This is a genomic window from Alkalihalobacillus sp. CinArs1 (assembly GCF_947387515.1).
Taxonomy (GTDB): domain Bacteria; phylum Bacillota; class Bacilli; order Bacillales; family Guptibacillaceae; genus Guptibacillus.
The window spans coordinates 1,063,434-1,089,902 of sequence record NZ_CANDOB010000001.1; the positions used below are offsets into that span (position 1 = coordinate 1,063,434).

The following is a 26,469-nucleotide window of genomic DNA, read 5'->3' on the forward strand; positions in this document are numbered from 1 at the left end:
AAAAAAGACCTCCCTCCAAAAGAGGGAAGCCTTCGTGCTATTCAATATCCAAATCCGTTACTGCGCCTTTGGCAGAGGAAGATACTAATCTTGCATATTTTCCTAGAATACCAGTTTTGTAACGTAGTTCTGGTCGGACCCATTCGGCTTTACGTTTTTCAAGTTCGAGATCTGTTACGTTGAAATTGATTTCTTGCGTATCGCTGTCGATCGTAATTGTGTCGCCTTCTTTTAGCAATCCGATGGGGCCGCCAACGAATGCTTCTGGAGAAACGTGGCCGATCACGAATCCGTGAGAACCACCAGAAAATCGACCGTCAGTTAGCAGCGCGACTTTTCCGCCGAGACCTCTACCGACGATCATCGCTGTGATCGAAAGCATCTCAGGCATTCCAGGTCCGCCCTTTGGTCCAACGTTTCGAATAACGAGAACATCGCCTTCTTTGATCTCGTTGTTTTCAATCGCGGTTGTTGCTTCTGCCTCACTGTCGTAAACACGTGCTGGGCCTTCGAAACGACTGATTTTCTGGCCAGACATTTTGGCAACGGCACCTTCAGGGGCTAGGTTACCTCGAAGCACGACAAGTGGACCGTTCGGCTTAATCGGATTGTTGAGTGGCTTGATGACGACTTGTCCTTCCGTTAGAGACTCCACTTCAGCTAAATTTTCAGCGACCGTTTTACCCGTAACAGTGAGACAATCTCCGTGGAGAAGACCATGTTCATGAAGCAACTTCATGACTGCTGGGACCCCGCCGATTTCATATAGATCTTGCATGACATATTTACCGCTCGGTTTCATATCAGCAATGTGAGGAACGCGCTCACGTACAGTTTCAAAATCATCGAGAGTAAGGTCAACACCAGCTGAATGCGCCATTGCAGTTAGATGAAGAAACGCATTTGTCGATCCTCCAAGTGCCATGACAACGGTAATCGCATTTTCAAAAGCTTTCTTTGTCATGATGTCGCGTGGGTAAATATCCTTTTCTAACAGATTCACGACTAATTCCCCTGCTTGGCGACATTCTGATTCTTTGTAGTCGTTAACGGCAGGTGTTGAAGAAGAACCTGGGATACTCATGCCGAGCGCTTCAACAGCAGATGCCATCGTATTCGCCGTGTACATTCCTCCACATGCCCCTGCTCCCGGGCAGGCATTGCATTCTACTTTGTGTAGTTCTTCTTCATTAATATTTCCTTCTTGATATTGGCCGACTGCTTCGAACGAAGAAACGATGTCGATGTCGTTTCCGTTCAGCTTTCCGGGCTGAATCGTACCGCCATATACATAAACGGAAGGGATGTTCATTCTTCCGATCGCCATCATACATCCCGGGGTCGTTTTATCACATCCGCCAATCGCTACGATACCATCTAAGCGTTCAGCATTTGTAACCGTCTCGATTGAATCAGCGATAATTTCACGGCTAGGAAGAGAATAAAACATGCCTTCATGTCCCATCGCAATTCCATCTGATACCGTGATCGTATTGAAAATCATAGGGGCTCCACCATTATCTCTAGCCCCACCTTTTGCTTCCCTAGCAAGCTTATCGATATGTACGTTACACGGCGTTACTTCGCTCCATGTACTTGCTACGCCGATCATAGGCTTTTTAAAATCCTCATCTGTAAATCCAACCGCTCGAAGCATAGAGCGATTTGGAACCCTGTTGACACCCTCACTGATCACTTTACTTCGGATGCGTAAATCTTTTTTTTCTGTCATTCTTCTCACCCTTTCTCCTTGCGTGAAAATTAATAATTTTGTTTATTCAAAATTTATATTCTTTGATAATACTAGTTTTCAGCTCCTTCTGCAAACCATTATCAGAATTTTTACGAAACATTTTATAGTAAGCGTTTTCTAACCAATTATTACCTGAAGAAATGTCTTTTGATTAACGGTATAACATGTTACTATTAAGTCACATAATAAATGTTACCTTTAAGTCACATTATAAGTTGGGGTGATAAAATTTGACCAATGATGAGGAGTTAACCGCGACCTTTAAAGCACTAACTCATCCTACAAGGAGAGAAATTCTCGACCTATTGAAAGACGGCCCAAAAACGACCGGGTATTTAGATGAGCAGTTTGAAGACATTAGTCGTTATGCGGTCATGAAACACCTATCTCAACTAGAAGAAGCGAATTTGGTCCTTGTACGGCGAGAAGGGCGTTCGAGGATGAATTACTTGAACGCAGTTCCGATTCAACGAATGTATGACCGCTGGATGGACAAGTATCAGGCAATGAACGCTTCTTCCCTATTATCATTAAAATCTACTCTTGAAAGGGGTACAAACAAAATGGAAACTCAAGGATACAAGCATGACACATTTCAAATCGAGCAAGAAATTCGTATTCAAGCACCGATCGACCAAGTGTTTAAATCGCTAACAGAAGATATCAATTCTTGGTGGGCATATCGACTTTGCGGGGAAGGATCGACCCTCTCTTTTGAGCCAGAGGTTGGCGGTCGTTTTATAGAAGTCGGCGCATCGGGTGAGGCAGGCGCGTTATGGGGAACGATTACGTTCATCAACGCACCGTATGAGATTCGATTAAATGGCTTATTGGGCATGCAAGGAGCAGTTAATAGTGCATATAGCTATAAGCTTCGTGAAGAAGATGGAGAAACCGTCATTGCGTTATCTCATCATGCTTCAGGCTTACTTGATCCTGAATGGCACTCTGCTCATGATGGAGGCTGGAAGGAACTACTCGGTACGTTCTTAAAACAGTATGTAGAAGAAGGTATGACATATCGTGAGCTTCAAAAATGATGGTGATTAAAACTGAACGAGTCATCAACCGTGATCCCTCTGTCGTATTCGACTATATCTCGAACTTCGAAAATAACCCTGTCTGGCAAGGCGGAATGATTGAAGCAGCTTTCACTTCTGAAGGCCCACTTCAGGAAGGGTCAACTTACGACCAAACCGCAACGTTTCTAGGCAAACGAATCATCACCTCATTCGTTGTCACTCGTTTTGAACCTAATACGTGTATTCAAATAGAAAGTGTAACGAGCACGTTTCCGATCAAAGTAACGAGGTCTGTTGAAGCGGCTGAAGAGGGGTGTCTAGTAAGGGCAGTTGTTGAAGGTAATCCTGGCGGGCTTTTCAAGCTCGCAACTCCTCTGTTAAAAAAGATGGTGCACCGTTCAGTTGATCAAGATTATCAAAACTTAAAAAACATTCTAGAAAAGCCGGTTCTCGAGTAGAACCGGCTTTGTTTTGGTGTCTTATAGAACACCAGGTTCAAACGTTTTACAATCGGTTTCCTCACTGTTGCTCGCTTTCTTCCCCTTGTGACTCACAACATAGATTTCGTCCGCCTCGCATTTTCTACCATCACGGTTATGAACACAGTTTGCAACCTCACATAGTACATCTAATGCCATGTTTCTCACCTCCTTATGGTTAAGATGAGCATAAAGTATTTTTTTCATGCAGGTGGCACCGTTTATCCTCGCTATCTTCACAATAGACAAATATAACCTGATTTTTTTACGGCGTTACATGATATGATGGTAGAAATATTATGAGATTGAGGGAACAGCTATGTGGAGAAATAAAAATGTATGGATTCTCTTAATGGGGGAATTTGTTGCCGGGCTTGGACTATGGCTTGGTATCATCGGTAACCTTGAATTTATGCAAGAAAAAGTACCATCAGATTTTATGAAAGCCGTCATTCTAGCAGCGGGACTGTTAGCTGGTGTTGCGATCGGTCCACTTGCCGGACGAATAACGGACCAAGTTAAAAAGAAAACCGTCATGCTTATGGCTGGATTTGTACGTTCATTGAGCGTTGTTTTTATGTTGATCGCGATCCAGACCGGATCTGTTCTCTGGATGGTTGTTTTCTTAGTAATGGTTCAACTGGCAGCAGCTTTTTATTTTCCTGCACTTCAGGCAGCCATTCCTCTTATCGTGAAAGAAAAAGATTTACTTCAGATGAACGGAGTCCATATGAACGTCTCTACATTATCACGGATTCTAGGAACAGCAGTTGCAGGGATCTTTCTTGCGATCATGTCTCTCAGTATGATGTACACAATGTCGTTAGTCGCTTATTTACTGTTGTTCGTTTTAACCTTTTTCATAAAAATTGATGAAAATAAAGAAACGGGAGCTGCTATTTCTAAAGGTCAGAGCGGGTTTAAAGACTTGTTCCCTATCGTGAAAGAGCTACCGATCGTCATGATGACGCTTATCATGACGATGGTTCCATTGTTATTCATCGGGGGATTTAACCTGTTGGTCATCAACATAAGTGAACTACAAGACAATACATTGATTAAAAGCTGGATCTACACAGCTGAAGGCATCGCATTTATGATCGGAGCATTCACTGTAAAACGCTTCGCTCATAACTTATCTCCGTACACCATTTTGTTTGTATTTTCATTTATTATCGGATTGTCACAGCTCTTGTTATTCTTTGCATGGGTTCCTGTACTTTCTGTAGTTGCATTTGCAATCTTTGGATTTTCAGTCGGATGCTTTTTTCCAACCGCTGCGACGATCTTCCAAACAAGAGTACCAAAAGAATACCACGGAAGGTTCTTTTCGTTCCGAAACATGCTCGACCGAATCATCTTCCAAGTTGTGCTCTTGTTAACAGGTCTTATGTTAGATTTGATCGGCCTGCAGTTGATGTGCGTTATGTTCGGTATCCTATCGATCACAATTACCGTTACCTTTTTCACAAAATATAAAGCTGGTCAAAAAGCCAATTTAACAATCAAAGTAAGCTAACGACTCAACTTTCGAACCAAACAGAGGGAAATTGTATACACTATGTTAGGACTACTATAGAGTAGGCGATTTTCAATGGACAATCAAACAAAGGCTGTATTAGGTTCCTGGATCCAAGCGATAGGAACCATTTTGGCTGCAACTGGCAGTACACCATTTAAATCATTGAGTGACGAGCTAAAGAATGCCCTTAACCTGATTGGAAACGTCATGCAAGGTACAGGCAATGCTTTGATTGCAGATACCGTTGAAACCTTTAATCTGAATAAAGTAGGAAACCAGATTCAAGCGGTTGGTAATTCAACAGTTGTCGCTGGCATCCTCATAGACAGTAATTCACGCATCAGTCAGATCCTCAATATTGATGGAAACTGGCTCCAGGCGCTTGGAGGAAGTGCATCGCTTGGGGATGCTTTCGAACAAACGCCTTCAGAGGAACAACTTTATAATATCTATGGGAACTTACTTCAGGTCATCGGTAACTCACTCCAAGCTGTATCAGGAGCCCAAGAACTTAAAGGCAAAGAAGCACAGAATCTCAATGTAGTGGGTAGTTGGATCCAAGCAGTTGGATCTGTCATTTCAGCCATCGGCCAAACTAAATATCCGTAAATAAAAAAATCCCTGGTGGAAGCACCAGGGGTTTTAGCATTATCGCAGTAGCGTTAAGAATTCCTTCATAAATTGTGGCAAGTCAGGCCATGCTTGTCCTGACACAAGGTTACGATGCGTGTGGACCTGTTCTTCGCTATATGTAGCTCCACAAGCTGTAACGTCTGGTTTACATGCTGGGTAAGCTGTATACTCTCTTCCTTCCATCACATCAGACACGACACTCAGCACTTGTGCTGCGTGGCATATCGCTCCTACAGGCTTATTTTCTTCAAAAAAGTGACGTAGAATATTCGGCACATGCTCATCAAGTCGGATATACTCTGGTGCACGTCCACCTGGAATGATCAATCCATCAAAATCAGAAGGATCGATTTCTTTAAATGAAGTATGCGCTTCGATTCCATATGCAGGCTTTTCTACATACGTCTCCATCTCTCCAGTGAAATCGTGACAAACCGTCTGCAATTTCTTCGCTGATGGGGCAGCAATCGTCACTTCTAACCCTTCCTCTAGACAACGATAATACGGATAGAACACTTCAAGCGCCTCGACAGCATCGCCAGTGATCATCAACACTTTTTTGCTCATTGAAAAGCACCTCCACCTTAGTTATTACGTCAATTCCATACCCTTATTTTGAAATGAACTAACTCAAATAACGTTTTATTTAAAACCGTTTTTACATTATATAAGGAAATAGTGAGTGCTTATATCAAAACATCCCAAAATTGGGATTAGCAAAAGCGTTCACGGCGAGGAAAAATTCAGCAAGAAAGCGGCTTCGTTCAATCAGACAATCAAAAAATGAAGCATCTACTTAAAATAGTAAGATCCCCTCCTGCATCAGAGGGGATCTGTTTTAATTCATACCTTTATATCTCAACCTACCAATCAATCTCTTTACGATCTCTATAGAACTTCCCTGTCGTTGTCACATCTCCAAGAGAAAGCCATACCGCAGTATCCGCCCCATCGGTCACAGATCTCATTGCACCTTCTCCGCCCATAGCTGTTTTAACCCAGCCTGGACACATAGCATTGACTTTGATCCCTTTATCTCGAAGCGCATCGGCTAATTGAATCGTAACGATGTTCAATGCGGCTTTAGATAATGAGTAAGCAGGATGTGACTCTCCAATGCTGTTACCAGAACCAAGACCGCTCGATACATTGATAACTCGACCGTCTTCACTATTCTTAAGTAAAGAAATCAATGCCTGCGTTAAATATAATGGACCGTACGTATTCGTCTCCATCGTTTTTGAAAGAGTTTCACGGTCAAGTTCCAATACAGTAAAATCTTGATCGATGAAGATTCCTGCATTGTTAATGAGAATATCGAGTTTATGAAAATCTTTGTAAACTTCGCTATACAGATGCTTTATACTACTATCACTTGTTATGTCTAGTTCATAAAAATGAACGTCGAGGCCCTCATCTTTTAAATCCTTCATCGCTTTTACGCCTTTATCTTTATCTCTTGCAGTCATGAGAACTGTGACGCCTTGCTTCCCTAACTGCCGTGCGATTTCAAAACCTATCCCTCTATTTGAACCAGTTACAAGTGCAGTTTTCGTACCCAATTGCCTCAACTCCTCATGTCCTAAGTAGGTATCTCATATCCTTTCCACAAATCGCTTCGAAAAAAACGTGTTGGACGACGGAAATATATTTTTTACAATTCTATCAATAAGTATAGCCCGAGAATCTAAACGAAAAAACCACCTTTAGTGGTGGTTTTAGTTCGTAAACATTCCATGTAACGCGCCAAGTAAAGTAAAGACAACAAGGTGATCACCTATCGCAATATAGAAAGCTCTTCTACTCATCAATCCAAACTTGTGGTTCTTCAAATATAAAAATGTGATGATCGTACCAATTAAGAGCCCTATCCCTAACCCCGATAATATTCCAGTCGTTCCGCTTATCGAAACAAATAACGCTACGATGAATGAAGAGACGAATGCCGTTATCACCGCAATGACGTATTTCAATGGACCTGCTGAAGCTTGTTGTAAAAATTGTTCATTTCCACTTTTCTTTTTATCGGATAATAACACTGAATAATAAATGCCTCCATAAATCATATAAAGTAGTCCACCTGCAATAATACCGATAATACTGATCGACAACACTCTGATTCCCCCTATTCATTTAGGCTCAATCGCTAAACCGATCGCCTTTATTTTACATTTAACACGTAAAGACCCTTTCTCCTGTTCTAATTGAACAATCTCAATCGGATTACTAAGATACCGATATCCACTCTTCGGTAACCAGATGCTATATAATTCTGAATAACACTCGATGATTTTACTTCTCTCTTGATAATCGAGGAGTTCATCGAATTCATACAACACATGATTTCCACCATCAAACTCTCCAACCACTTCATCACTCGTGCTCATATGCTCTGATTGCTCTAGCCCTATACAGCACTCGTAGAGGCTTTTTTCTGGAGGTGTAATGTATGGGTTGTTCTTAGGTACTCCAAACATTAACAGTTCATCAGCGGAATAACCTCTAGCATTAGCCCAGTGATAGAGTTCCGCCCACACATCTTGAACTCCCTCCGTATAAGGACCTTTGCTATAGCGTTTAACAGTTACATAGCTCGATAAGGAAACAGTCTTTACATTGGATAGATCTAAATAACTAAATTCATTATAAGTGCTTGGTTCAAAGTTCTCTTTCATATTTTTGTTATAAAGTTTAGATTTCTTGCTATCTTGGTATTCTCTAGCAAAACGCTCCAAGTATGCTCCTTCTCGCCACTTTTTGGGGTTGGTTTGAAAGTAATCGTTAAATGAATAGGTGAAATAGGACAATGAGGAAAAACCACATTGATGAGCAATCGTTGTAATCGACATCGTAGACTCGTAAATTAGAAAATGAGCAGCTTTTTCTAATCGGAGTCTTTTAATATAACTTGCTGGTGATTCCCCAATTATCTTCGTAAACAATCGCTGAAAGTAATATGGAGAATAGGTAGAGATTTCAGCAAGGGTATGTAATGGTAATGATTCTGTTAAATTTGCTTCGATGTATTCTAGTACTTTACTTACATGCTTCGTTTGTTCTGCATCTGTATTCACGATAAAACTCCTTTACGTTCAGCCTATAGATAGTATCGGCTAATCAGACATGTTGTCATAAGTTTATCACGATAAAAAAACGGACTCGAGGTTGTTGAGTCCGTTTTGGTGCTCTCTTATTTTCTTTATAAGTACGCTTTAAACGTAAAAAAAGCCACTTGAACTCAAATGGCTTTTAATCTAAAACGTTTTATTACTTTATAGAAATAACAGTTCCCTCAGTTAACTTAGGGAATACATCTGGTCCTACACATATTGCTCCAGGCAAAACATCTAATTCATCTTTGAAATAAATTGATATGTGCCCTAACTCATTCAGATTCTGATTTGCTTTTGATCCTACAGCTTGAATCGTATAGGATTGGTCGTCGAACGTAATCGTTCCTCCTACTCGTAAAGGCTGTTCTTCTAAATCTTGAAACTCATGGATGACAGACATTTCTCTTAGCTCATCAGGAGCTTGAGGACCGAACAATATAACTATCTTATCTTCCTTAAAAGTCGGGACTAGCGAACCTATTTCTTTTACTACAGTTGTTGACATCTAAAAACCTCCTATTATATGTAGTCTTAATACATACCAAAACTAGCAAAGTAAGCAATGACCACTGCTCCGACTCCAGTAATTAAGCGGCTATATAAAACGGCAGGTACTCCATACTGAATCGTTTCAGGTTCTGCTTCACCCAAAGAAAGACCAACAGGAACAAAGTCACAACCCACCTGACCATTAATTGCAAATAAAGCTGGTAATGCAAACTGTGGTGGTATGTTACCTAGCGCAATTTGACTTCCTATTAAAACTCCGATGACTTGGGCAATAACTGCCCCCGGTCCCAGAACGGGTGACAAGAAAGGCATCGTACAAATGATAACGATTATAACTAATCCCCATAATGAGCTAGCGAGTGGTGCCATCGTATTGGCAATAACATCCCCGATACCGGTGTAATTAATGATTCCGATCAACATACTGACAAATGCCATGAACGGAATAATATTCTTAATCAACATATCTACCGAATCTCGACCTGCTTGATAAAGTGTACTTGTCACTTTACCAATGGAACGTGAGAACCTCATTAATAAATTCTGGTTTCCAGCAAGCTGTTCCTCTTTTATTTTTTGATAATCTTCCTGGAACTGTTCTTTATTTAGTGGATTTACAGCAGACTCCTCTTTTTCTTGGGCACTTGCCGATTCAGATGCACTTTCAGCTAATGCTACTTCTTTTTCAGAGACACCAGATACGAAAATATCTTCTGTAATATGCTTTGCAAGAGGACCAGATGGAGAAGAACCGAGAATGTCGACTGTCGGTATCCCCTTCATTGGGTAAAGACCAATTCTAGCTGTTCCGCCACAATCGATCACAACACACATCATCTCTTCTTCAGAAACAGAGTTTTTAAAACCATCTACCGCTACTCCTCCTGTTAATTCAGCAATCTTACGTGCTACAGGATGAATGCCTCCACCAGTAATAGAAGCTACCTTTGTTTTCTTACCTTGTGGTTCAATATATAGGCCCTTTCCCCAGCCACCTGGACCTTTCGATACAAATACGGCTTTATGTGACAAATCAGTTTCCTCCTTCCAGCACGCTTGCATTATTACGCTTAGCTAAATACTTCGTAATCATTTCAGTAACGACCCCGCGAATTAGGATGATTACAATACCTACCAAGAAATAGCGAACCGCAAGCTCAGACATGGAATAACCCGCTTCTTTAATACCGTTAGCGATGCCCAGGTATACAAATAGTTCACCTGCATTCGCATATGGAAAAAGAGAAGTAACTGGGTGAACAAAGGAAACTGCCGAATCATAAAAAGCAGGCTTTTGTTTTTCTGGTAGAAACCTTCCGAATGTATATGCCATTGGGTTTGTAAGGATAAGAACTGCGAGGACAGGCATAACCGTATAACGGAGTATCATATATTTCGAGGCAAACTGAATAGCTCCGTTGACTCTCTCCTCTCCAATAAACTTCATTAGTGCATAGGTAAATGTTAATAGCACTACAAGTGTTGGAACGATACCTGTGATCAGACCCATGAAGACTTCACCGCCAGCATTGAACATACCAATAAAATGTTCACCGAACCATTTAATCCATTCCATTACCTTGAAATCCCCTTTCTTAGACCCTTTCTACGTGTTTCTTAGAGATAGATAAAAGAGCATTTTCAGCCGCCATTCCCAGTGCAGCATGAAGGGCAGATATTTTTTTCTTTTTAACCTGCTTACCTTGATACACTTGATCTAGTAACTCTCCAACATGGATGCCGTGAAAATCCGTTTGATTTTTAAACTTCGAAAACACTGACCTTCCGCTTAGTAAATGACAGTCTCTTACAACATAATCTTGATCGACAACGATTAGTGCGATAGCACCTGTTTTAAACGTTCTTCTTTCCATCCCAGAAAACAAGTAGTATCCTTCTTTGTCTTTGTAACCGCTAACAATTTTATCCATGCTTTTCCTATAGTAACGAATTTGAATGAGAGAAAAGATAAACTGTAAAACGAGAACAGCACATAAAATCAGGGTTAATTTCATATGGACCTCCTATTGAATCTAATCAAAGGGTTAATTTCTCATAAGCTTTAGAAGGATAAAGACGATCTTGAAGAGAACGGAGCTGCCAGACGGTAGTAGATGGATCAAGCTCTACATCATCTTCTGAGATGAATTGACCTTCATGAATATCTTGTTTTGCCACAACATTTCCACTAAATAATCCGATTGGAACGTGTCCGTTTTCTTTCATTTCCTGATGGGATTCCAGTACTCCTCGAACGGAATAACCACCGATTCCATCTAATCTTTCGCCTTGTTTGATCGACCTTTTAGCAACAGCAACCGTTTCAGATATTGGTCCTCCAAGTGGTGCAATAGATGCTTCGTTTTGTAAAACTGCCTTTGCAATTGTAATCGGGGTTTCAAGACTCGCAAGGTGGTACGGGCGGTAGAAAGTGTAGTGTGGTCCCTTCCCAACTTTTAGGTAACGGAGTTCTTCATCTACCGGTTCGAGATCGCTCTTCACGATTACGAAAACACCAGGCGCTAATCCATGTACATATTCGACGACTCCGTAATTTGTAAGAACACCACCGTTTTGAATCAAATCTAATTTATCTGCTACTGTTTCAACAGTGGCATCAACTCCGTTCATCCCAACTTTATCAGGAAGGAGTCCTGTTGCATTACTTAGAAGGTTCATTTCAGCCATCGTTTTTGTTCCATCTTGAAAAGCTGCTAACATGTGCGCACTCATCTGTTTTTGTTTTGCCTCATCTGCACACAGGGTGGGATTTGATTCCGGTATAAAGGGATTATTTTTCCCCTTACCTGCTACTAATACTTCCATGCCCATCGTTTTAGCAAATTCGTATAACTCTAACGTTGCAGCTGGTTCATCGCCAGCTGATCCTGTGTAAACGAGCCCCGCATTTGAAAAGAGTTCATGCATCACTGATCCTATCGTAATATCAACTTCTACATTCAAGAGAACCAAGTGCTTTTTAGCTTTTAAAGACTCAAGTGCAATATTTGCTCCTACTTCTGGTATTCCAGTTGCATCAACTATGACGTCTACATCATGTGACTGGATGACTTTTCGAAGATCGTCTGATACTACGATCGATTCAACAGCTTTGGCTGTCATCCTCGATCTGTAATATTCCGCCGCTCGATTAGCCGCATCAATATTTACGTCACAGATTCCCGTAACTGTCATTCCACTTATTTGTGAGATCTGAGCAATCATTCCGAACCCCATTTGGCCTGCTCCAATGACTCCTACTTTTATTGGATTATTTTCCTTTTCTCTTTGCTGAAGCTTCTGATAGATCGACATAATAAACCTCCCTGTTTTGAATAACGCGTGACCATCGCTCCTCCAAGACCCTCGTAACATATGACACAACTTTGAACAAATGTTATTAACACTTAGTTTAATGCAACTTCAGATGTGTGTCAATATTGAATATTCAGATTTTTTTAGAGTTTGTATCTCTAATCATTCTTGGAGAAGGTATATGTTGTTTTCCTAACCGAAACGATTCAATAAAAAAGCCTGGTGTGTTTGCACCAGTCAGGAGGTAATACGATATGAAGTTTTTACGTTAACTGAAGGGCAGTAGCTTCATCAGTGATTAATACATTCACTAAGCCGCCTTTAAGTGCAGCTCGAATAGCACTGACTTTTTCGTGGCCAGAAGCAACGCCTATCACAATGGGTATGTTCTTTAATTTCTCTAAATCAAGCGACATTACACGATCATTCCATGAAGAGTTTGTAGCACGGCCTTCTATGTCAATAAAGTTATAGCAAATGTCCCCTACTACCTCTTTATTACAGAAGAGCTCCTCCCTTTCTTCATTTAGGTAGGACTTCACCATCGTCGAATGCTCTGGTGTTCCTCCAATCCCTACAAGAGCGATGTGGGATTGCTCAGCCATTGAAAACACTTTCTCAATCGATGGTTGTCGCATCATAATATCTTTTGCTTCCTTACTATCAACAATCACTGGCACGTGAAGGAGCTCATAGTTGCACCTAAGAACTTCTCCAAAGCGAGCAACTAGATAATTGGAGTGAATATCGACTCGTTCATTTCCAACACCACCAACCAAAGGAACACATGTGATCGAAGGAAATTCTTGTGAAGTAGAAAGCACCTTCGACACTTCATTTATCGTCGTTCCAGAGGATATACCAATCACCTGGTCTTCTTTTAAAATTCTCAATAAATATTGGCTAGCAGCTTTCCCTAATCTACTTTTAGATGACTCATATTCTACGCTATCTATACAGACTACTTCCCGTAATCCATACTTCCTTTCGATTTTACTCTCTAATTCTCTATACTTTAAGTTGTCATCGTCATGAATAATGATTTCTACAATACCCTTTTCTCTAGCCTTCGTAAGATATTTTGATATAAGCGAACGGCTAACACCGATTTTCTGTGCAATTTGTGACTGTGTTGCACGTTCCTCGTAGTACATATGTGCAATTTTCACCAACAACCTTCTATCTTCTAAGATAGCCATATAAAAATCTCCTTTACCATCCTTCAAATTAAAACGCTTACACATTTTTCAAGTCATATACTAATCTATATACTATCATATCTTTTTTTTCTACACGATAAAGGTAATAAAAAAGGATTATACCTCTTAAAGAGATATAATCCAGCACGTTATGTTAAAAGAGATGAGGCGGTTTCTTCGTCAATAATCAACACATCAAGAAATCGTCCATTCAATGCCCCTAGGATACTTTCTGCTTTATGTTTTCCTTCTACAATACCAATGACTTCTTTTATTCCACGTAAGTCCTCTAAAGGAATACCTATTACTTTTTCATTGATGGAATCTTTAATAGGGGCACCATTTCCATCAAAAAAACGGTACCCAATATCACCGACAGCTCCCATTGCATCAAGGTGTTCAAGATCATGGTCCTTTAAATAACCAATCTTCTCAAGAGTTGAATTCTGATGTGGATTCCCGATTCCAATCAAAGCCCTGTCTACTTGCCGTCCTTCCTCAAGGACAGCTTTTATATCTGTCATCTCTAATAATCGTGCTTTCAATTCTTCTGTTTCTACGATTGCAGGTGCATACAAATAGGAACACTTTCCATTTAATTTCTTCGCAAGTTCGTATGCTAGTTGATTGGCATGGATTTCTACATATTTCCTTCCCATCCCGCCTTCAAGAGGAACGATTATGATACCCTCATGCCTTTTGAATGGAAACTCGTCTACGAAATAGGAGAGGGTTGTCCCCCATGATATTCCAAGCTTCTCATGATCACCTAGATTTCTCGATAGATAGTATGCACCAGCTCTCGCAACAGCCCGTTTGCTTCGTTCATCTGTATACCCATGTGTTGGTACAACCACAACATCTTTCAACTTAAATTTATCTTCCAACTGTTGTTCTAAATCAACTGTGTGTGCATTTTCATCTTTAATATAGATTTCCACAATCCCAGCATCTTTTGCTTTTTGAAGGAGCTTCGAAACGATTGGCCTCGATACCCCCATCTTTTTAGCTACCTGACTCTGAGTCCATCCTTCGAAATAGTAAAGGTTTGCGACTTTTACAAGCTTTCTACGTTCTTCCCAATCCAACATCGTATCCCCGCCTATCCGTCAATTGCTTGTTCTATTATAGCAATCTAAAATCTAAACGAGAACACCCTGGTTTTTCAGTTTTTGAAATAAGGAGGAAGCATTTTCTTGAAATGCCTCTGAAACGGTTGGATGTGGATGAATCATTTTCGCTGCTTCTTCTATCGTTCCTTCTAATGACATAAACGCAGAAGCTTCAGATATTAACTCTGTAACGTGTGCCCCTACAAGCGTTACACCCAAGATCTCACCATACGTTTCATCACAAATTATTTTAGAGAAGCCGACAGCTTCACCAGCAGACAGAGCTTTTCCATTAGCATGTAGCTCAAATCGCTCCGTTCGATAAGAGATTCCGGCATTCACTACTTCTTCTTCTGTCATTCCGACACTGGCAACTTCAGGAAGTGTGTAAATACAACGCGGAATTACTTTATCATCAAACTGATCATCTACATTCATAGCATTGTTAGCCGCTACAATCCCTTCTGCGCTCGCAACATGAGCAAGTTGATACCCACCGATCACGTCACCAATCGCATAAATTCCCTTATTAGTAGTTTCCATCTTTTCATTCACATGAATAAATGGACCATTTTTTTCTAATTCGAGTTTTTCAACCGCTGACGTGTTGGGTTTTCTTCCAACACTAACAAGTAAGGATTGTGCTTCTAGTGAGTGGGTCTCTCCGTTTCCATCCATCACACTTAAAATGCTATAATTGTTCTCTTTCGTGACTTTCGTGACTTTCTTGACAGTAGAACCTGTCAATATCGATACTCCTTTATTCTCTAGCTCTTTGGTTAACGTCTTGGAAGCATCAGCATCTTCATTAGGTATTATCCGATCTGCCATCTCCACAACGGTAACTTCTGTACCCAGACTCGCAAAGATACAGGCAAACTCCACTCCGATGACACCTCCACCGATGATTGCGATTGAAGAAGGGATGTTTTTCATATCAAAAATAGTGTCGCTTGTATCATAGTCTACTTGTTCTAGTCCTTGAATGGATGGGACGACTGGTCTTGAACCTGTAGCAACGATGATCTTCTCTGACTCGATAGTATGTACATCGTCTTTTGTCTTTATTGTGATCGAATGGTTTTTTTCAATCGTACCATATCCATAAAAAACGTCGATTTTTCCTTGCTTCAATAGATAAGAAATACCGTTACGAAGCCGGTGAATGACTTCATCCTTTCTCCTTTTCATTTTATCGATGGAAAGCTTTATTTCTCCTGTTTCAATTCCCCAATCTCTTGCTTTTTTGATCATTTCAATAATCTCAGCTTGTTTTAAATACGTTTTTGACGGGATACACCCCCAGTTTAAACATGTGCCTCCAAGATACTTCGCTTCAATCAACGCAACCCGCTTTCCCTGTTCCGCTGCATGTAAAGCCGCTACATATCCCCCTGGTCCGCCTCCAATTACAGTAATATCATATGGTGCAGTCAATTTGCTCTCCTCCTCACGCAAGTAGCTCATACGGATTTTCAAGGATTTGCTTTAATTCAGTTAAAAAGGCTGCAGCTGGTGCACCATCAATAGCTCTGTGATCAAATGATAGACTTACCGCCATAGTCGGTCTTACTTCGATTTCTTGATCAACGACCACTGGTTTTTCTTGAATTCTCCCAGTTCCAAGAATCGCTGTCTGGGGTAAATTAATGATTGGTGTGAATGCATCGACAGCGTACATTCCTAGGTTACTTACGGTAAAGGTAGCCCCTTTCAACTGATCTTCCTGAAGTTTTTGATTACGTGCATTCTTCGCAAGTCTCTTCGCGTGATCATTAATTTCTCTTAACCCTTTACTAGGAACATCTTGTATAACTGGCACAATGAGTCCTTCATCTAAAGAGACCGCCAAACCTACGTTGATACTGTTATTTAATACAATCTCATCATCATTTAAGGATGCATTCATAGCTGGGTGTCTAGATAGTGCCTCCCCTGTAGCCTTAATAATAATATCTGTGTAAGAAAGACGGTTTCCTGTATGAGATTCCACGACTTTCATGAGGTTTTTCCGAAGTTCCTGTACCTTTTTCATATCGATTTCGCTAGTTAATGTAACATGAGGTGCTGTATTCACACTTTCCTGCATCCGATCAGCGATGACTTTCCTCATTCCTGAAAGTTTTCTCTTCTGACTAGTTTGAATAGAAGGGTCCACCCTTGAGACTCTATCAATGGATTTTGCGACATCGTTTTTCATAACCTTACCGTTGACGCCTGAACCATTAATACTCTCGAGCGATACCTGATGTGCTTTTGATACTTTCTTTGCGAGCGGTGTTGCTCTAGAATCATTTCTCTGAATTAAAACTTGATTAACGTCTTTAACATGAACCCTCCCTTTAGGACCACTTCCAGAAATTTCGTTCAGCAGAATATTATTTGATCTCGCGACTCGTCTCGCAGCCGGGGTAGCTCTAACATCCTCTGAAGGTTCAACTTTTGATTGTTCTTCAATTCTCACCGAGGTTTCCTCAACAGCCGATTCATTAAGCTCCTTCTCTTCATTGATCTCATTACCAGATATCCCCGGAGAGGTGTCAGGCACTACTTCATCCTGCTGCCCTACATATGCGATAATTTGGTTAACTGGAATTTCATCGTCGATATCATAGTATTTCTTTAATAAGACACCATCATCATATGCTTCTACTTCTATGTTGATCTTGTCTGTCATAATTTCAAACAATGGTTCACCAGTTTCAACAGAGTCGCCTTCTTCCTTAAACCATTGAAGAAGGGTTCCTGTTTCCATCGTACTACTGAGCTTAGGCATAAACACTTCATTTGCCACTTAAATACCTCCTTTCCTATTTGAACCGAATCGTTTCTTTCACTGCTTCTACAATATCATCGACCTGAGGTACAGTTGCCTTCTCAAGCTTCGGATTGTAAGGAATAGGTACCGGCAACCCACCAAGACGTTTGATTGGAGAATCTAAGAAATCGAATGCTTCACTCTCTGCAATCATACTTGCAATTTCTCCGCCATAACCTCCACGCTTCACTGCTTCATGAACTACTACAACTCGCCCTGTCTTTTTGACTGATTCAACGATAGTTTCTTCATCAAGAGGCACTAAAGTACGAGGGTCGATCACCTCAACTTCGATCCCTTCTTTTACAAGTTTCTCAGCAGCTTCAAGTGCTCGATGCACCATAATAGCAGTTGCAACGATCGTTACGTCGCCTCCACTCCGTTTAATATCTGCCTTCCCAATTGGAATGGTATAAGGTTCTTCAGGAACTTCACACTTTGTTTTATAGAGGAGCTTATGTTCATAGAAAATTACGGGATTATCATCGTCTATAGCCGCTTTTAATAGGCCCTTCGCATCATATGCAGTTGAAGGTTGAACAACCTTTAATCCTGGGATATGTGCGACCCATGCTTCAAGACTCTGCGAATGTTGAGCAGCAGCGCCAGTACCAGAACCAGCGGGAGTTCTTAGCACCATAGGAACACTGCCTTTCCCACCATACATATAGCGAAGCTTCGCAGCTTGATTCGTTAACTGGTCCATGGCAATCGTAATAAAATCAGAGAATTGAAGCTCGAGTATAGGTCTCATACCTGTTAATGCCGCTCCTACTGCACCTCCAGTTATTGCTGATTCTGAAATTGGGGTATTGCGAATTCGCTCTGGTCCGAATTCTTCAATCATTCCTCTCGTTACTCCAAATGCGCCTCCATATACGCCGATATCTTCACCTAATAAAAAGACATCGTTATTCTCTCTCATTTCTTGACTCATTGCTTCCCTTACAGCTTCTAGGTAAGTCAATTCGCGCATGTTCATCTCCCCCTTTATGCGTATACGTCTTCCAATAATGTGTCTATGGACGGCTCTTTACTATTCTCAGCAAATCTCACCGCATCTTCAATCTCCTGTTTAGCCTCTTGTTGTAGCTCTTCAGCAAGTTCTTCAGTTAAAACACGTTCTTCAATCAATAATTCTTTGAACCGTTTGATTCCATCTTTACTTCTCCACTCTTGCTCTTCTTCTCTCGTCCTGTATTTCTTTGCATCACTTTTTGAGTGGCCCTTCCAACGATACGTTTTCACTTCAATTAACGCTGGACCATTTCCATCACGAGCATCTTCTACAGCGTCGTATACAGTATTAATAATTTCGACCAAGTCATTGCCGTCAACCACTTCCCCTTTGATTCCATAACTCCCAGCACGGTCCGCAATATCTGGGATATTGATCATATCTTTCGCAGCACCTGACATTCCATATTGGTTGTTTTCACAAATGAATACAACAGGAAGTCCCCAAATGGAAGCTAAGTTAAGTGACTCATGAAAACTTCCTTCGTTACTTGCACCGTCTCCAAAGAAACAAAGCACAACATAACCTTCGTTCTTCATTTTAGAAGTTAATGCCGCTCCTACTGCGAGAGGTATACCTCCACCTACGATGCCATTTGCTCCTAAATTCCCTTTTTCGAGGTCTGCGATATGCATAGACCCACCTTTTCCTTTGCAATATCCTGTAACACGTCCAAACAATTCAGCCATCATTTTATCTGTGCGTGCCCCTTTAGCAATACAATGTCCATGCCCTCTATGTGTACTTGTGATCTTATCTATATCCTGAAGAGCTGCAATTGCTCCAGCAGCTGAGGCTTCCTGCCCAACACACAAATGCGTTGTTCCATGAATTAATCCTTTAGCGAAAAATTGATCGACCTTTTCATCAAAATAACGGATCAGCCACATTTGCTTGTAGAGGTCTTTGAGCTTATCAGTTGTGATATGGGACGGTAGATTAAACGTTTTCTCCATTTTTTATTTCCTCCCTTTACATTTGTTCTTATAAGTAACATTTGTTAACATCATACTTTTTTTAGAATTTTCCGTCAAGTGGTAACAACTGATTATTCTAAGTTTTTGTAAGCAGATTAGGTAATAAAAAAATCCTGCCAGTTAAGGCAGGATTCTTTAGTCTATTTCTTATTATAATTACTGAACACATCTCTTGTATCTTTTAGATAGCGATATACAGAATAAGGTTTTTTTACAATTCGAACTGGTATTGAAGAAATAAATTTACTAAAGTCTTCTTTATATTCTTTCGTCAACCGTTGAGGCTTCCGAGCAATCTTTTCATATAACTCTCTTGAAAACTCCTTCATTAAATCTACTTTAAACTCAAGTTCGTGACCACAGTTCGTGCACTTAACCTTCGATATTTCTCCATTTATATAAGTGAAATGGTGCTCCTCGTGCTCCTGGCAATGTAAACAAAAGAGTTCAAAGTCCATCTCATTTCTCTTCAATGTTATCCTCCCCTTACACCATTGTTTTCTTCACCTTAGTTACAGAGAGAGTCATACTATCCCGAAATCAAAATATGACATCGGTTACAATGTATAGCAATAGTTCATAAATTATACCATATTCTCACAAAAGAAACAGGGAGGCTTTTTAGCATCCCTGTTTTTTAATGACTATTTTTGTCCGTATTCATATTGATAAAATTCAAAAGCTGATTCAACTTGATCCTCTGTTAATAATACTGGTTTTCCGATCGCCATAGCCAAGTGAATTGTTTTTGCGACATCTTCTACAACCACTGCTGACTTAAAAGCGGCTTCTGGCGAACTTCCGACAGTAAACACTCCATGATTTTTCATGAGTATGGCAGTTGAGCGGCCTATATATTGCAATATTGCCTCTCCAATAGCTTTTCCACCAACAGATACATATGGCCCAACTGGTACGGGTCCCCCGAAGTAGTTCGCTACAGATGTAATGGCAGGTGGTATTTCCAAGCCAAGTGCAGCAAAGCTAGTTGCATAATTTGAATGTGTATGAACAACGCCGTGTATGTCTAACTTATGTTTGTATATTTCTAAATGTGTTTCTGTATCTACAGAAGGCGCACAAGTTCCTTCAAGAATATGTCCACACTCCCTCATGACAAGCATATCTTCTGATCTCATCTCTTCATATGGCATTCCGCTTGGTTTCATGATGATCAAACCTGTTGAAGGATCCCTTCCACTTACATTGCCGCTCGTCAACTTCACTAGCCCCTCAGTTGGTAAACGCCGATTTAGTGCACAAACCCTTTCTTTTAAAGCTTCAAGCACAGATCTCACCTCTTATGCACTATATTCTTCCTTCCTTTCAGCCTCAAGCTTAGCTGTCTTTTTCTTTTGATAAAAGGCAACTACTAGAAATATTAAGCCTATGCCTAGTAGGCCAACATAGCCGAGTTTGCTAGCAAAAACCATTATAGCGGTCGTAGGTACAGCTCCGTCTACTAGAGAAGAAATTTGATTTGTACCTTGAGGAAATTCAAATCCAGCATTCATAGCAGCGGTTGTAAAAATTGGAGAGATGTACGTTGCGATCAACAACCCTAATCCTATAGCAACACCACCTGTAACAACTGTCCTGAATACATTCCCTCTAAAAACAGGTACCATTAAACATATAATGAACGGAATCGTTACTAAGTCTGCAAATGGTAATACTCTATTCCCAGGAAGAAATGCTGCAATACCTAACACGATAGGAATGAGGAGAAGAGTTGAGGCAATAACTGCAGGTTGGCCTACTGCAAGCGCTGAATCCATTCCAATATAAAGATCTCGATTTGGAAAGCGTTTTTTGACTAGGTCACCTGCAGCTTCTGAAATCGGCATCAATCCTTCCATTAAAATAGCAGTAACGCGAGGTAATAAGAGCATAACAGCAGCCATTTGTACTCCAAGAAGAAGAACTTCTTGAACATTCCACCCCGCAAGTACGCCTATAAATGCACCTAGAATAAGTCCAAGTACCATTGGCTCACCGAAAACACCCAATCGCTTTTGGATCGTATCTGGATCTGCTTTTATATTTCGTACTCCAGGTATAGCATCAAATAGTTTATTCATAGGGAGAGCAATCAGATAATATGGAGTAGATGTTCCATGAGGGAAAGAGATATTTGGATAGCCATAATAATCCTGAACGTGCTTTGCTGTTAAATCTGCAAGTACAAGGATAATAATCGTATGAACGAATGCTGTAACGATCCCCATGGCTAAACTTCCTGTAAGAATGGATACGAGAGCACCTGTGAACGCCACATGCCAGAGGTTCCATAAATCTACGTTCAATGTTTTGGTAAGGCCAAAGAACAACATCACCATGTTTACAGCAAGTCCAATCGGTATAGCGAGCGCTCCTACAGTAGACCCAAATGAAATGGCAGATGTTGCTGGCCACCCTACATCAATGATATTAAGGTCGACTCCAAGATTATTAACCATGTCTTTTGCTGCAGGTCCAAGACTATTCACTAGTAAACCAATGACTAGATTGATACCCACAAATCCTATTCCTACGATCAACCCTGAGCGAAACGCAGTACTGGGGGAAGCCTTTACAAGTAAACCGAATAAAAAAATAATCACAGGCAGCATGACTGAGGGACCAAGTCCTACAATGTATTCAAGAATCGCCATATGAACCTCCCTTTATCCTGTACTATTCTTTCAGTTCTTCTTCAATTTCTGCAAATACCTTGTCAGCACCTATGCCAGTAAGTATAGGTACAGCATTGATGGTCTTTGTAGTGACCGAGTTTGGAACATGAGTTGTAGAAACGATTAAATCAAAATCTTTATAACTGTTTGCAATCGCGTTAACATTAGATTGAGTCGTCTGGGCATTGATTTCCTTCTCTTTTAGAAATTTTGAAAGCTTGGACATAATGATTGTCGAAGTCGCTGCTCCTGTGCCACAAATGACCGCTATTTTTTTCGCCATTACTTAATCACTCCCAATTGGTATTATTGTTAAACTACTTTTCACTTCATCAAGACTATTACATTCCTTAAGCCTAGATAATAATTCTTCACTTTGTATCAGTTCCATTAATGATTGAAGAAGTTTTACTTGTTCTTTCGGATCTTTAATGGCAAGCATGAAAACGATCTCAACATGAATACGCTCAGAGGAATTTCCCATCATTTGAAATACAACAGGTTCTTGCAGAACTCCAATACTTATCCCTGGTTTATGAATGTGATGTGGATCAGTGTGCGGTATAGCTACACCGATTGAAGCAGGTAAACCAGTCGGGTAAGTTTCCTCTCTCTCAAGAACGGACCTTAGAAAACTATCTTTTGCGTAACCGCTTTCAATTAATGAATCAGATAAACGACGTAACACCTTTTCAACAGAAAACTCGCTTAACCGTTTAAAGTCTACAATGTAATCACTGACTTTTCCCATATCAACCCTCCTTTACATTTGTTCAATGTACGAACATTTATAAACATCTTAAACCTTCAAGAATAGATTTTCAACATTTTTCTGAAATATTAGTCTTTTTATAACAAAAAAATAGCTACAGAATAATTCTGTAGCCTTTTACTAATCGATATGGTGAATATAAGTCTATATTGTTAAACATTAATAGGTAATTAAAAAACCACCAACATATGTATTGGTGGAGACGGTGGGAGTCGAACCCACGTCCAGAAATATCGGCACTTAAGCTTCTACGAGTGTAGTCGTTATATTAGCGTTTCACTACAATTCGGCCTAACGACAGGCTTCCTTGCAGCTAGTCTGATTGATCTCTTCCAACTTTCCTCAGACGGTGGATCGTTGGCGTATCCCACTTAAGTTGAGTCCCTTACCCTACCACATGGGCGATGGAGGGAGGAACCGCAAAGCAGTTTATGCTGCTAGTGCGAAGTTGTTGTTTTCTTTGCCAATTATAGGCGTGGCGTTTTTAACGTAGCTCGCCAACTCGACTCGCGACTTAAGCTCGACCTATCCCTGTCGAATCCGTAACGTCCCCATGTGAATGAGAACCGAAAACGGGAAGCGCTTATCGCTTATTAACTTGTTTCGGTACTTTTTAGTATAACATATGAGCGTTTGTAATCAACTGGAAATTATATCTTCTGACGCTCTTTCAGAGCTTTGTCGATCTCACGCTTCATTGTTTTTTGTTTTAGATCTTGACGCTTATCATACTTTTTCTTACCTTTTGCAAGACCTATTAGAACTTTTGCATATCCGTTCTTTATATAGAGCTTTAAAGGAATAAGCGTATAGCCTTGCTCTTTCGTAAGTCCGATCAGTTTATCGATTTCTTTACGCTTCATCAGTAGCTTACGAGTACGTGTAGGATCATGGTTATATCTGTTCCCCTGCTCATACTCATTGATGTGCATATTGATCAAGTAAACTTCGCCCTTACGAATGATCGCATGAGAATCCTTCAGGTTCACGCGTCTTGCTCGGATGGATTTAATTTCAGTTCCTTGTAAAACAAGCCCTGCTTCGTACGTTTCTTCAACTGAATAATCATGTCTTGCTTTCTTATTTTGAGCAATAAGATTTCCATCACCTTTTGGCATGACCGTTCCCCCTCTCAAGCGTCAAAAACCAGTATAACAAGATGGTCAGAATAAGTCAAGATGACTCATTCCGACCAGCTGTAGTTATCGTTTACCTGGCTTACGTTTTTTCTTTTTGGATTTCTTGGTGCCTTGACTGTTTTTCGGCGGTGTGAACTTCCGCTTCTTAGCACCAGCATCCGTCGTTTTGTTGGACTTACCACGTTTCTTACGCTTACCACCCTGGATCACCTTCGGAATTTCTTTACGGCGACGCTGCTTCGGTGGCTTCATGCCGACGATTTCAAAATCAATCGCGCGTTCATCAACATTAACATTTTGGACACGAATCGAAATCTCGTCACCGATTCGATAAACATTCCCTGTCCGTTCACCGATCATGGCGTACGCGCCTTCGTCATAGTGGTAATAGTCGTCGGTTAAGTAACTCACATGGACGAGGCCTTCGATCGTGTTAGGAAGTTCAACAAACAGGCCGAAGTTCGTAACGCCACTGATCACACCTTCAAACTCTTCCCCAACTTTATCTTCCATAAACTGCGCTTTCTTCAGATCATCCGTTTCACGCTCGGCATCGACAGCTCTTCTTTCCATTGCTGAAGCATGCTGGGCAATTTCTCCAAGGGCAGCTTGCCACTTCTCACGTGTTTGGTTGTCTACCTTCTTCTCAAATAGATACGTACGGATCAAACGGTGTACGATCAAGTCAGGATAACGACGGATTGGAGAGGTAAAGTGAGTATAGAAATCAGTCGAAAGACCAAAGTGCCCCAGGCTTTCAGGGAAATACTTAGCCTGTTGCATCGAACGAAGCATAATCTTACTAATGACTGCTTCTTCTGGCTCACCTCTTACTTCCTCTAATAATTCTTGAAGTGCACGAGGGTGTACGGTATTCGCATTACCTCGAATCGCATACCCGAAGTTCGTAATGAACTCAAAGAACGTATCTAGCTTTTCAGAGTCGGGATCTTCGTGAATACGATACATAAACGGAACATCCATCCAGTGGAAATGCTGCGCGACCGTTTCGTTAGCTACGAGCATGAATTCTTCGATAAGGCGCTCAGCTACAGATCGTTCTCTCAAAACGATGTCTTGTGGGCTGCCTTCATCATCTACAAGAACCTTTGCTTCAGCGAAGTCAAAGTCGATCGCGCCTCGCTCGAAGCGGTTTTTGCGCAGGATTTCAGCAAGTTCACCCATACCATCAAAGAACGGTACGAGCGATTTATATCGTTCGATTACCTCATCATCTTCACGATTTAATATTTTCCGCACATCCGTGTATGTCATGCGTTCAGTCGTTTTGATCACACTTGGGAAGATTTCATGATGAACGACTTCACCACCAGGGGTGATTTCCATCTCACAAGAAATCGTTAAGCGGTCGACCTGTGGATTCAAACTACAGATTCCATTTGATAAACGGTGTGGAATCATCGGAATGACGCGATCCACGAGGTAAACGCTCGTCCCTCTTTCTAACGCTTCTTGATCAATCGGCGAGTTTTCTTTTACATAATAGGTGACATCTGCGATGTGAACGCCAAGCTTGTAATTACCATTCGATAATTTTTCAACGTTAACCGCATCGTCAAGGTCCTTTGCATCTGCACCATCGATCGTTACAATCGTTTCGTTTCGAAGATCTCGTCGACCTTCAATTTCTTTCTCATCGATCTGATCGGGCGTGTTTGTCGCTTGTTCCATAGCAGCATCAGGAAATTCTCCCGGAAGCTCATGTTTGTGGATGATGGAAAGAATATCAACACCAGGATCATTTTTATGACCGAGGATTTCCGTTATCTTTCCTTCCGCACTCATTCTTCCTTCAGGATATTTTGTAATCTCAACTACTACCTTGTGACCATCAACGGCTCCAGCAGTCGAGCCTTTTGGAATAAAAATATCATGCGGAATTCGTTTGTCATCCGCTATCACAAAACCAAAGTGCTTACTATCAGAATATGTTCCGACGGTTCGCTTCACACCACGCTCGATGATTCTAATTACGGTTCCTTCAGGACGTGAGCCGGAAGATTTAGAATGCAAACGCACGATAACACGGTCACCGTTCATCGCTCCGTTCAAATCGCCTTGATTAATGTAAACATCCTTCTCATCCGTTTCGCCTTCAGCGAGTAGAAACGCAAATCCTTTCGCATGAACCTGAAGTTTACCACGAACGAGGTTCATCTTCTCTGGTAAACCATATCGATTCGTGCGGGTCCTCACAATCAAACCATCGTCTTCCATCATATTTAACGTTTGAACGAAATCTTTGAATTCACTCGAATCTTGAATACCGAACACTTCTTCAAGTTCTTTAACCGTTAATGGTTTATATGCCTCGTCTTTCATGTAGCTCAATATTTTTTGTACATGTTCTTCTGCCATATCGTTTCACCTTCCTTCAAACAAATTAACGTA

Annotated in this window: 28 protein-coding genes and 1 other RNA gene; 4 read left to right on the forward strand and 25 right to left on the reverse strand. The window is 40.9% G+C overall.

The window, feature by feature from the left end:
• Positions 1-37 precede the first annotated feature (37 nt).
• Complete coding sequence (gene ilvD, locus PFZ69_RS05565; RefSeq protein WP_270180016.1) at positions 38-1,732, reverse strand: dihydroxy-acid dehydratase; 1,695 nt, start codon at positions 1,730-1,732, stop codon at positions 38-40.
• A gap of 251 nt (positions 1,733-1,983) precedes the next feature.
• Here ilvD and PFZ69_RS05570 point away from each other — a divergent pair, with 251 nt between their 5' ends.
• Both PFZ69_RS05570 and PFZ69_RS05575 read left to right on the forward strand, forming a co-directional pair.
• On the forward strand, positions 1,984-2,793 hold the full coding sequence (locus tag PFZ69_RS05570) for a helix-turn-helix domain-containing protein (protein WP_270180017.1): 810 nt from the start codon (positions 1,984-1,986) through the stop codon (positions 2,791-2,793).
• Complete coding sequence (locus tag PFZ69_RS05575; protein ID WP_270180018.1) at positions 2,790-3,233, forward strand: SRPBCC family protein; 444 nt, start codon at positions 2,790-2,792, stop codon at positions 3,231-3,233. Before PFZ69_RS05570 ends, PFZ69_RS05575 begins: the two co-directional genes overlap by 4 nt.
• 21 nt (positions 3,234-3,254) lie before the next feature.
• Here PFZ69_RS05575 and PFZ69_RS05580 read toward each other — a convergent pair whose 3' ends face one another.
• Positions 3,255-3,413, reverse strand: coding sequence for a DUF1540 domain-containing protein (locus tag PFZ69_RS05580; RefSeq protein WP_270180019.1), 159 nt, complete (start codon positions 3,411-3,413; stop codon positions 3,255-3,257).
• Positions 3,414-3,573: 160 nt separating this feature from the next.
• On the opposite strand from PFZ69_RS05580, the gene PFZ69_RS05585 reads away from it, so the two are divergent.
• Both PFZ69_RS05585 and PFZ69_RS05590 read left to right on the forward strand, forming a co-directional pair.
• The gene (locus tag PFZ69_RS05585) at positions 3,574-4,773 is read left to right on the forward strand and encodes an MFS transporter (protein WP_270180020.1); all 1,200 of its coding nucleotides are present in this window, start codon (positions 3,574-3,576) and stop codon (positions 4,771-4,773) included.
• Positions 4,774-4,848: 75 nt separating this feature from the next.
• Positions 4,849-5,385: a DUF6944 family repetitive protein gene (locus PFZ69_RS05590; protein WP_442865110.1), complete on the forward strand. Its 537-nt coding sequence runs from the start codon at positions 4,849-4,851 to the stop codon at positions 5,383-5,385.
• A 39-nt stretch (positions 5,386-5,424) separates the two neighbouring features.
• Here the strand turns inward: PFZ69_RS05590 and PFZ69_RS05595 are convergent, their stop codons facing one another.
• The 23 genes from PFZ69_RS05595 to rnr form a co-directional block, all read right to left on the reverse strand.
• Positions 5,425-5,976, reverse strand: coding sequence for a DJ-1/PfpI family protein (locus PFZ69_RS05595; RefSeq protein ID WP_270180022.1), 552 nt, complete (start codon positions 5,974-5,976; stop codon positions 5,425-5,427).
• 296 nt (positions 5,977-6,272) lie between these two features.
• Positions 6,273-6,971 (reverse strand): SDR family oxidoreductase, encoded by a 699-nt coding sequence (locus PFZ69_RS05600; RefSeq protein WP_270180023.1) that lies wholly within the window; start codon positions 6,969-6,971, stop codon positions 6,273-6,275.
• 156 nt (positions 6,972-7,127) lie between these two features.
• Entirely contained in the window at positions 7,128-7,523 is a 396-nt protein-coding gene (locus PFZ69_RS05605; RefSeq protein ID WP_270180024.1) for a DUF1761 domain-containing protein, read from the reverse strand.
• Between the two features lie 15 nt (positions 7,524-7,538).
• Positions 7,539-8,483 (reverse strand): AraC family transcriptional regulator, encoded by a 945-nt coding sequence (locus PFZ69_RS05610; RefSeq protein ID WP_270180025.1) that lies wholly within the window; start codon positions 8,481-8,483, stop codon positions 7,539-7,541.
• A 193-nt stretch (positions 8,484-8,676) separates the two neighbouring features.
• Positions 8,677-9,027 (reverse strand): PTS glucitol/sorbitol transporter subunit IIA, encoded by a 351-nt coding sequence (locus PFZ69_RS05615; protein WP_270180026.1) that lies wholly within the window; start codon positions 9,025-9,027, stop codon positions 8,677-8,679.
• A 26-nt stretch (positions 9,028-9,053) separates the two neighbouring features.
• The gene (srlE, locus tag PFZ69_RS05620) at positions 9,054-10,094 is read right to left on the reverse strand and encodes a PTS glucitol/sorbitol transporter subunit IIB (protein WP_270180027.1); all 1,041 of its coding nucleotides are present in this window, start codon (positions 10,092-10,094) and stop codon (positions 9,054-9,056) included.
• Positions 10,066-10,608 (reverse strand): PTS glucitol/sorbitol transporter subunit IIC, encoded by a 543-nt coding sequence (gene srlA, locus PFZ69_RS05625; RefSeq protein WP_270180028.1) that lies wholly within the window; start codon positions 10,606-10,608, stop codon positions 10,066-10,068. The genes srlE and srlA overlap by 29 nt, the downstream gene beginning before the upstream one ends.
• 19 nt (positions 10,609-10,627) lie before the next feature.
• The gene (locus PFZ69_RS05630; protein WP_270180029.1) at positions 10,628-11,047 is read right to left on the reverse strand and encodes a transcriptional regulator GutM; all 420 of its coding nucleotides are present in this window, start codon (positions 11,045-11,047) and stop codon (positions 10,628-10,630) included.
• Positions 11,048-11,069: 22 nt separating this feature from the next.
• Complete coding sequence (locus PFZ69_RS05635) at positions 11,070-12,347, reverse strand: NAD(P)H-dependent oxidoreductase (protein WP_270180030.1); 1,278 nt, start codon at positions 12,345-12,347, stop codon at positions 11,070-11,072.
• A 263-nt stretch (positions 12,348-12,610) separates the two neighbouring features.
• The gene (locus PFZ69_RS05640; RefSeq protein WP_270180031.1) at positions 12,611-13,546 is read right to left on the reverse strand and encodes a sugar-binding transcriptional regulator; all 936 of its coding nucleotides are present in this window, start codon (positions 13,544-13,546) and stop codon (positions 12,611-12,613) included.
• A gap of 149 nt (positions 13,547-13,695) precedes the next feature.
• On the reverse strand, positions 13,696-14,637 hold the full coding sequence (locus PFZ69_RS05645) for a sugar-binding transcriptional regulator (protein ID WP_270180032.1): 942 nt from the start codon (positions 14,635-14,637) through the stop codon (positions 13,696-13,698).
• 51 nt (positions 14,638-14,688) lie between these two features.
• Positions 14,689-16,095: a dihydrolipoyl dehydrogenase gene (gene lpdA / locus PFZ69_RS05650; protein WP_270180033.1), complete on the reverse strand. Its 1,407-nt coding sequence runs from the start codon at positions 16,093-16,095 to the stop codon at positions 14,689-14,691.
• A gap of 13 nt (positions 16,096-16,108) precedes the next feature.
• Positions 16,109-17,452, reverse strand: a complete 1,344-nt coding sequence (locus tag PFZ69_RS05655; protein ID WP_270180034.1) for a dihydrolipoamide acetyltransferase family protein — start codon at positions 17,450-17,452, stop codon at positions 16,109-16,111.
• A gap of 16 nt (positions 17,453-17,468) precedes the next feature.
• Entirely contained in the window at positions 17,469-18,452 is a 984-nt protein-coding gene (locus PFZ69_RS05660) for an alpha-ketoacid dehydrogenase subunit beta (protein WP_270180035.1), read from the reverse strand.
• 14 nt (positions 18,453-18,466) lie between these two features.
• Entirely contained in the window at positions 18,467-19,450 is a 984-nt protein-coding gene (locus PFZ69_RS05665; RefSeq protein ID WP_270180036.1) for a thiamine pyrophosphate-dependent dehydrogenase E1 component subunit alpha, read from the reverse strand.
• Between the two features lie 161 nt (positions 19,451-19,611).
• A complete protein-coding gene (locus PFZ69_RS05670; protein ID WP_270180037.1) occupies positions 19,612-19,944 on the reverse strand; it encodes a bh protein in 333 nt (110 codons plus the stop codon).
• Between the two features lie 171 nt (positions 19,945-20,115).
• On the reverse strand, positions 20,116-20,760 hold the full coding sequence (locus PFZ69_RS05675; RefSeq protein ID WP_270180038.1) for an L-ribulose-5-phosphate 4-epimerase: 645 nt from the start codon (positions 20,758-20,760) through the stop codon (positions 20,116-20,118).
• 12 nt (positions 20,761-20,772) lie between these two features.
• The gene (locus PFZ69_RS05680) at positions 20,773-22,125 is read right to left on the reverse strand and encodes a PTS galactitol transporter subunit IIC (protein ID WP_270180039.1); all 1,353 of its coding nucleotides are present in this window, start codon (positions 22,123-22,125) and stop codon (positions 20,773-20,775) included.
• A gap of 22 nt (positions 22,126-22,147) precedes the next feature.
• Positions 22,148-22,429: a PTS sugar transporter subunit IIB gene (locus PFZ69_RS05685; protein ID WP_270180040.1), complete on the reverse strand. Its 282-nt coding sequence runs from the start codon at positions 22,427-22,429 to the stop codon at positions 22,148-22,150.
• 3 nt (positions 22,430-22,432) lie between these two features.
• Positions 22,433-22,897, reverse strand: coding sequence for a PTS sugar transporter subunit IIA (locus PFZ69_RS05690; RefSeq protein WP_270180041.1), 465 nt, complete (start codon positions 22,895-22,897; stop codon positions 22,433-22,435).
• Between the two features lie 215 nt (positions 22,898-23,112).
• Positions 23,113-23,471: a transfer-messenger RNA gene (ssrA, locus tag PFZ69_RS05695) on the reverse strand.
• A gap of 97 nt (positions 23,472-23,568) precedes the next feature.
• Positions 23,569-24,036 carry an SsrA-binding protein SmpB gene (gene smpB / locus PFZ69_RS05700; RefSeq protein WP_270180042.1) on the reverse strand — a complete coding sequence of 156 codons (468 nt, stop codon included), beginning with the start codon at positions 24,034-24,036 and terminating at the stop codon, positions 23,569-23,571.
• A gap of 84 nt (positions 24,037-24,120) precedes the next feature.
• The gene (rnr, locus tag PFZ69_RS05705) at positions 24,121-26,436 is read right to left on the reverse strand and encodes a ribonuclease R (RefSeq protein ID WP_270180043.1); all 2,316 of its coding nucleotides are present in this window, start codon (positions 26,434-26,436) and stop codon (positions 24,121-24,123) included.
• Positions 26,437-26,469 lie beyond the last annotated feature (33 nt).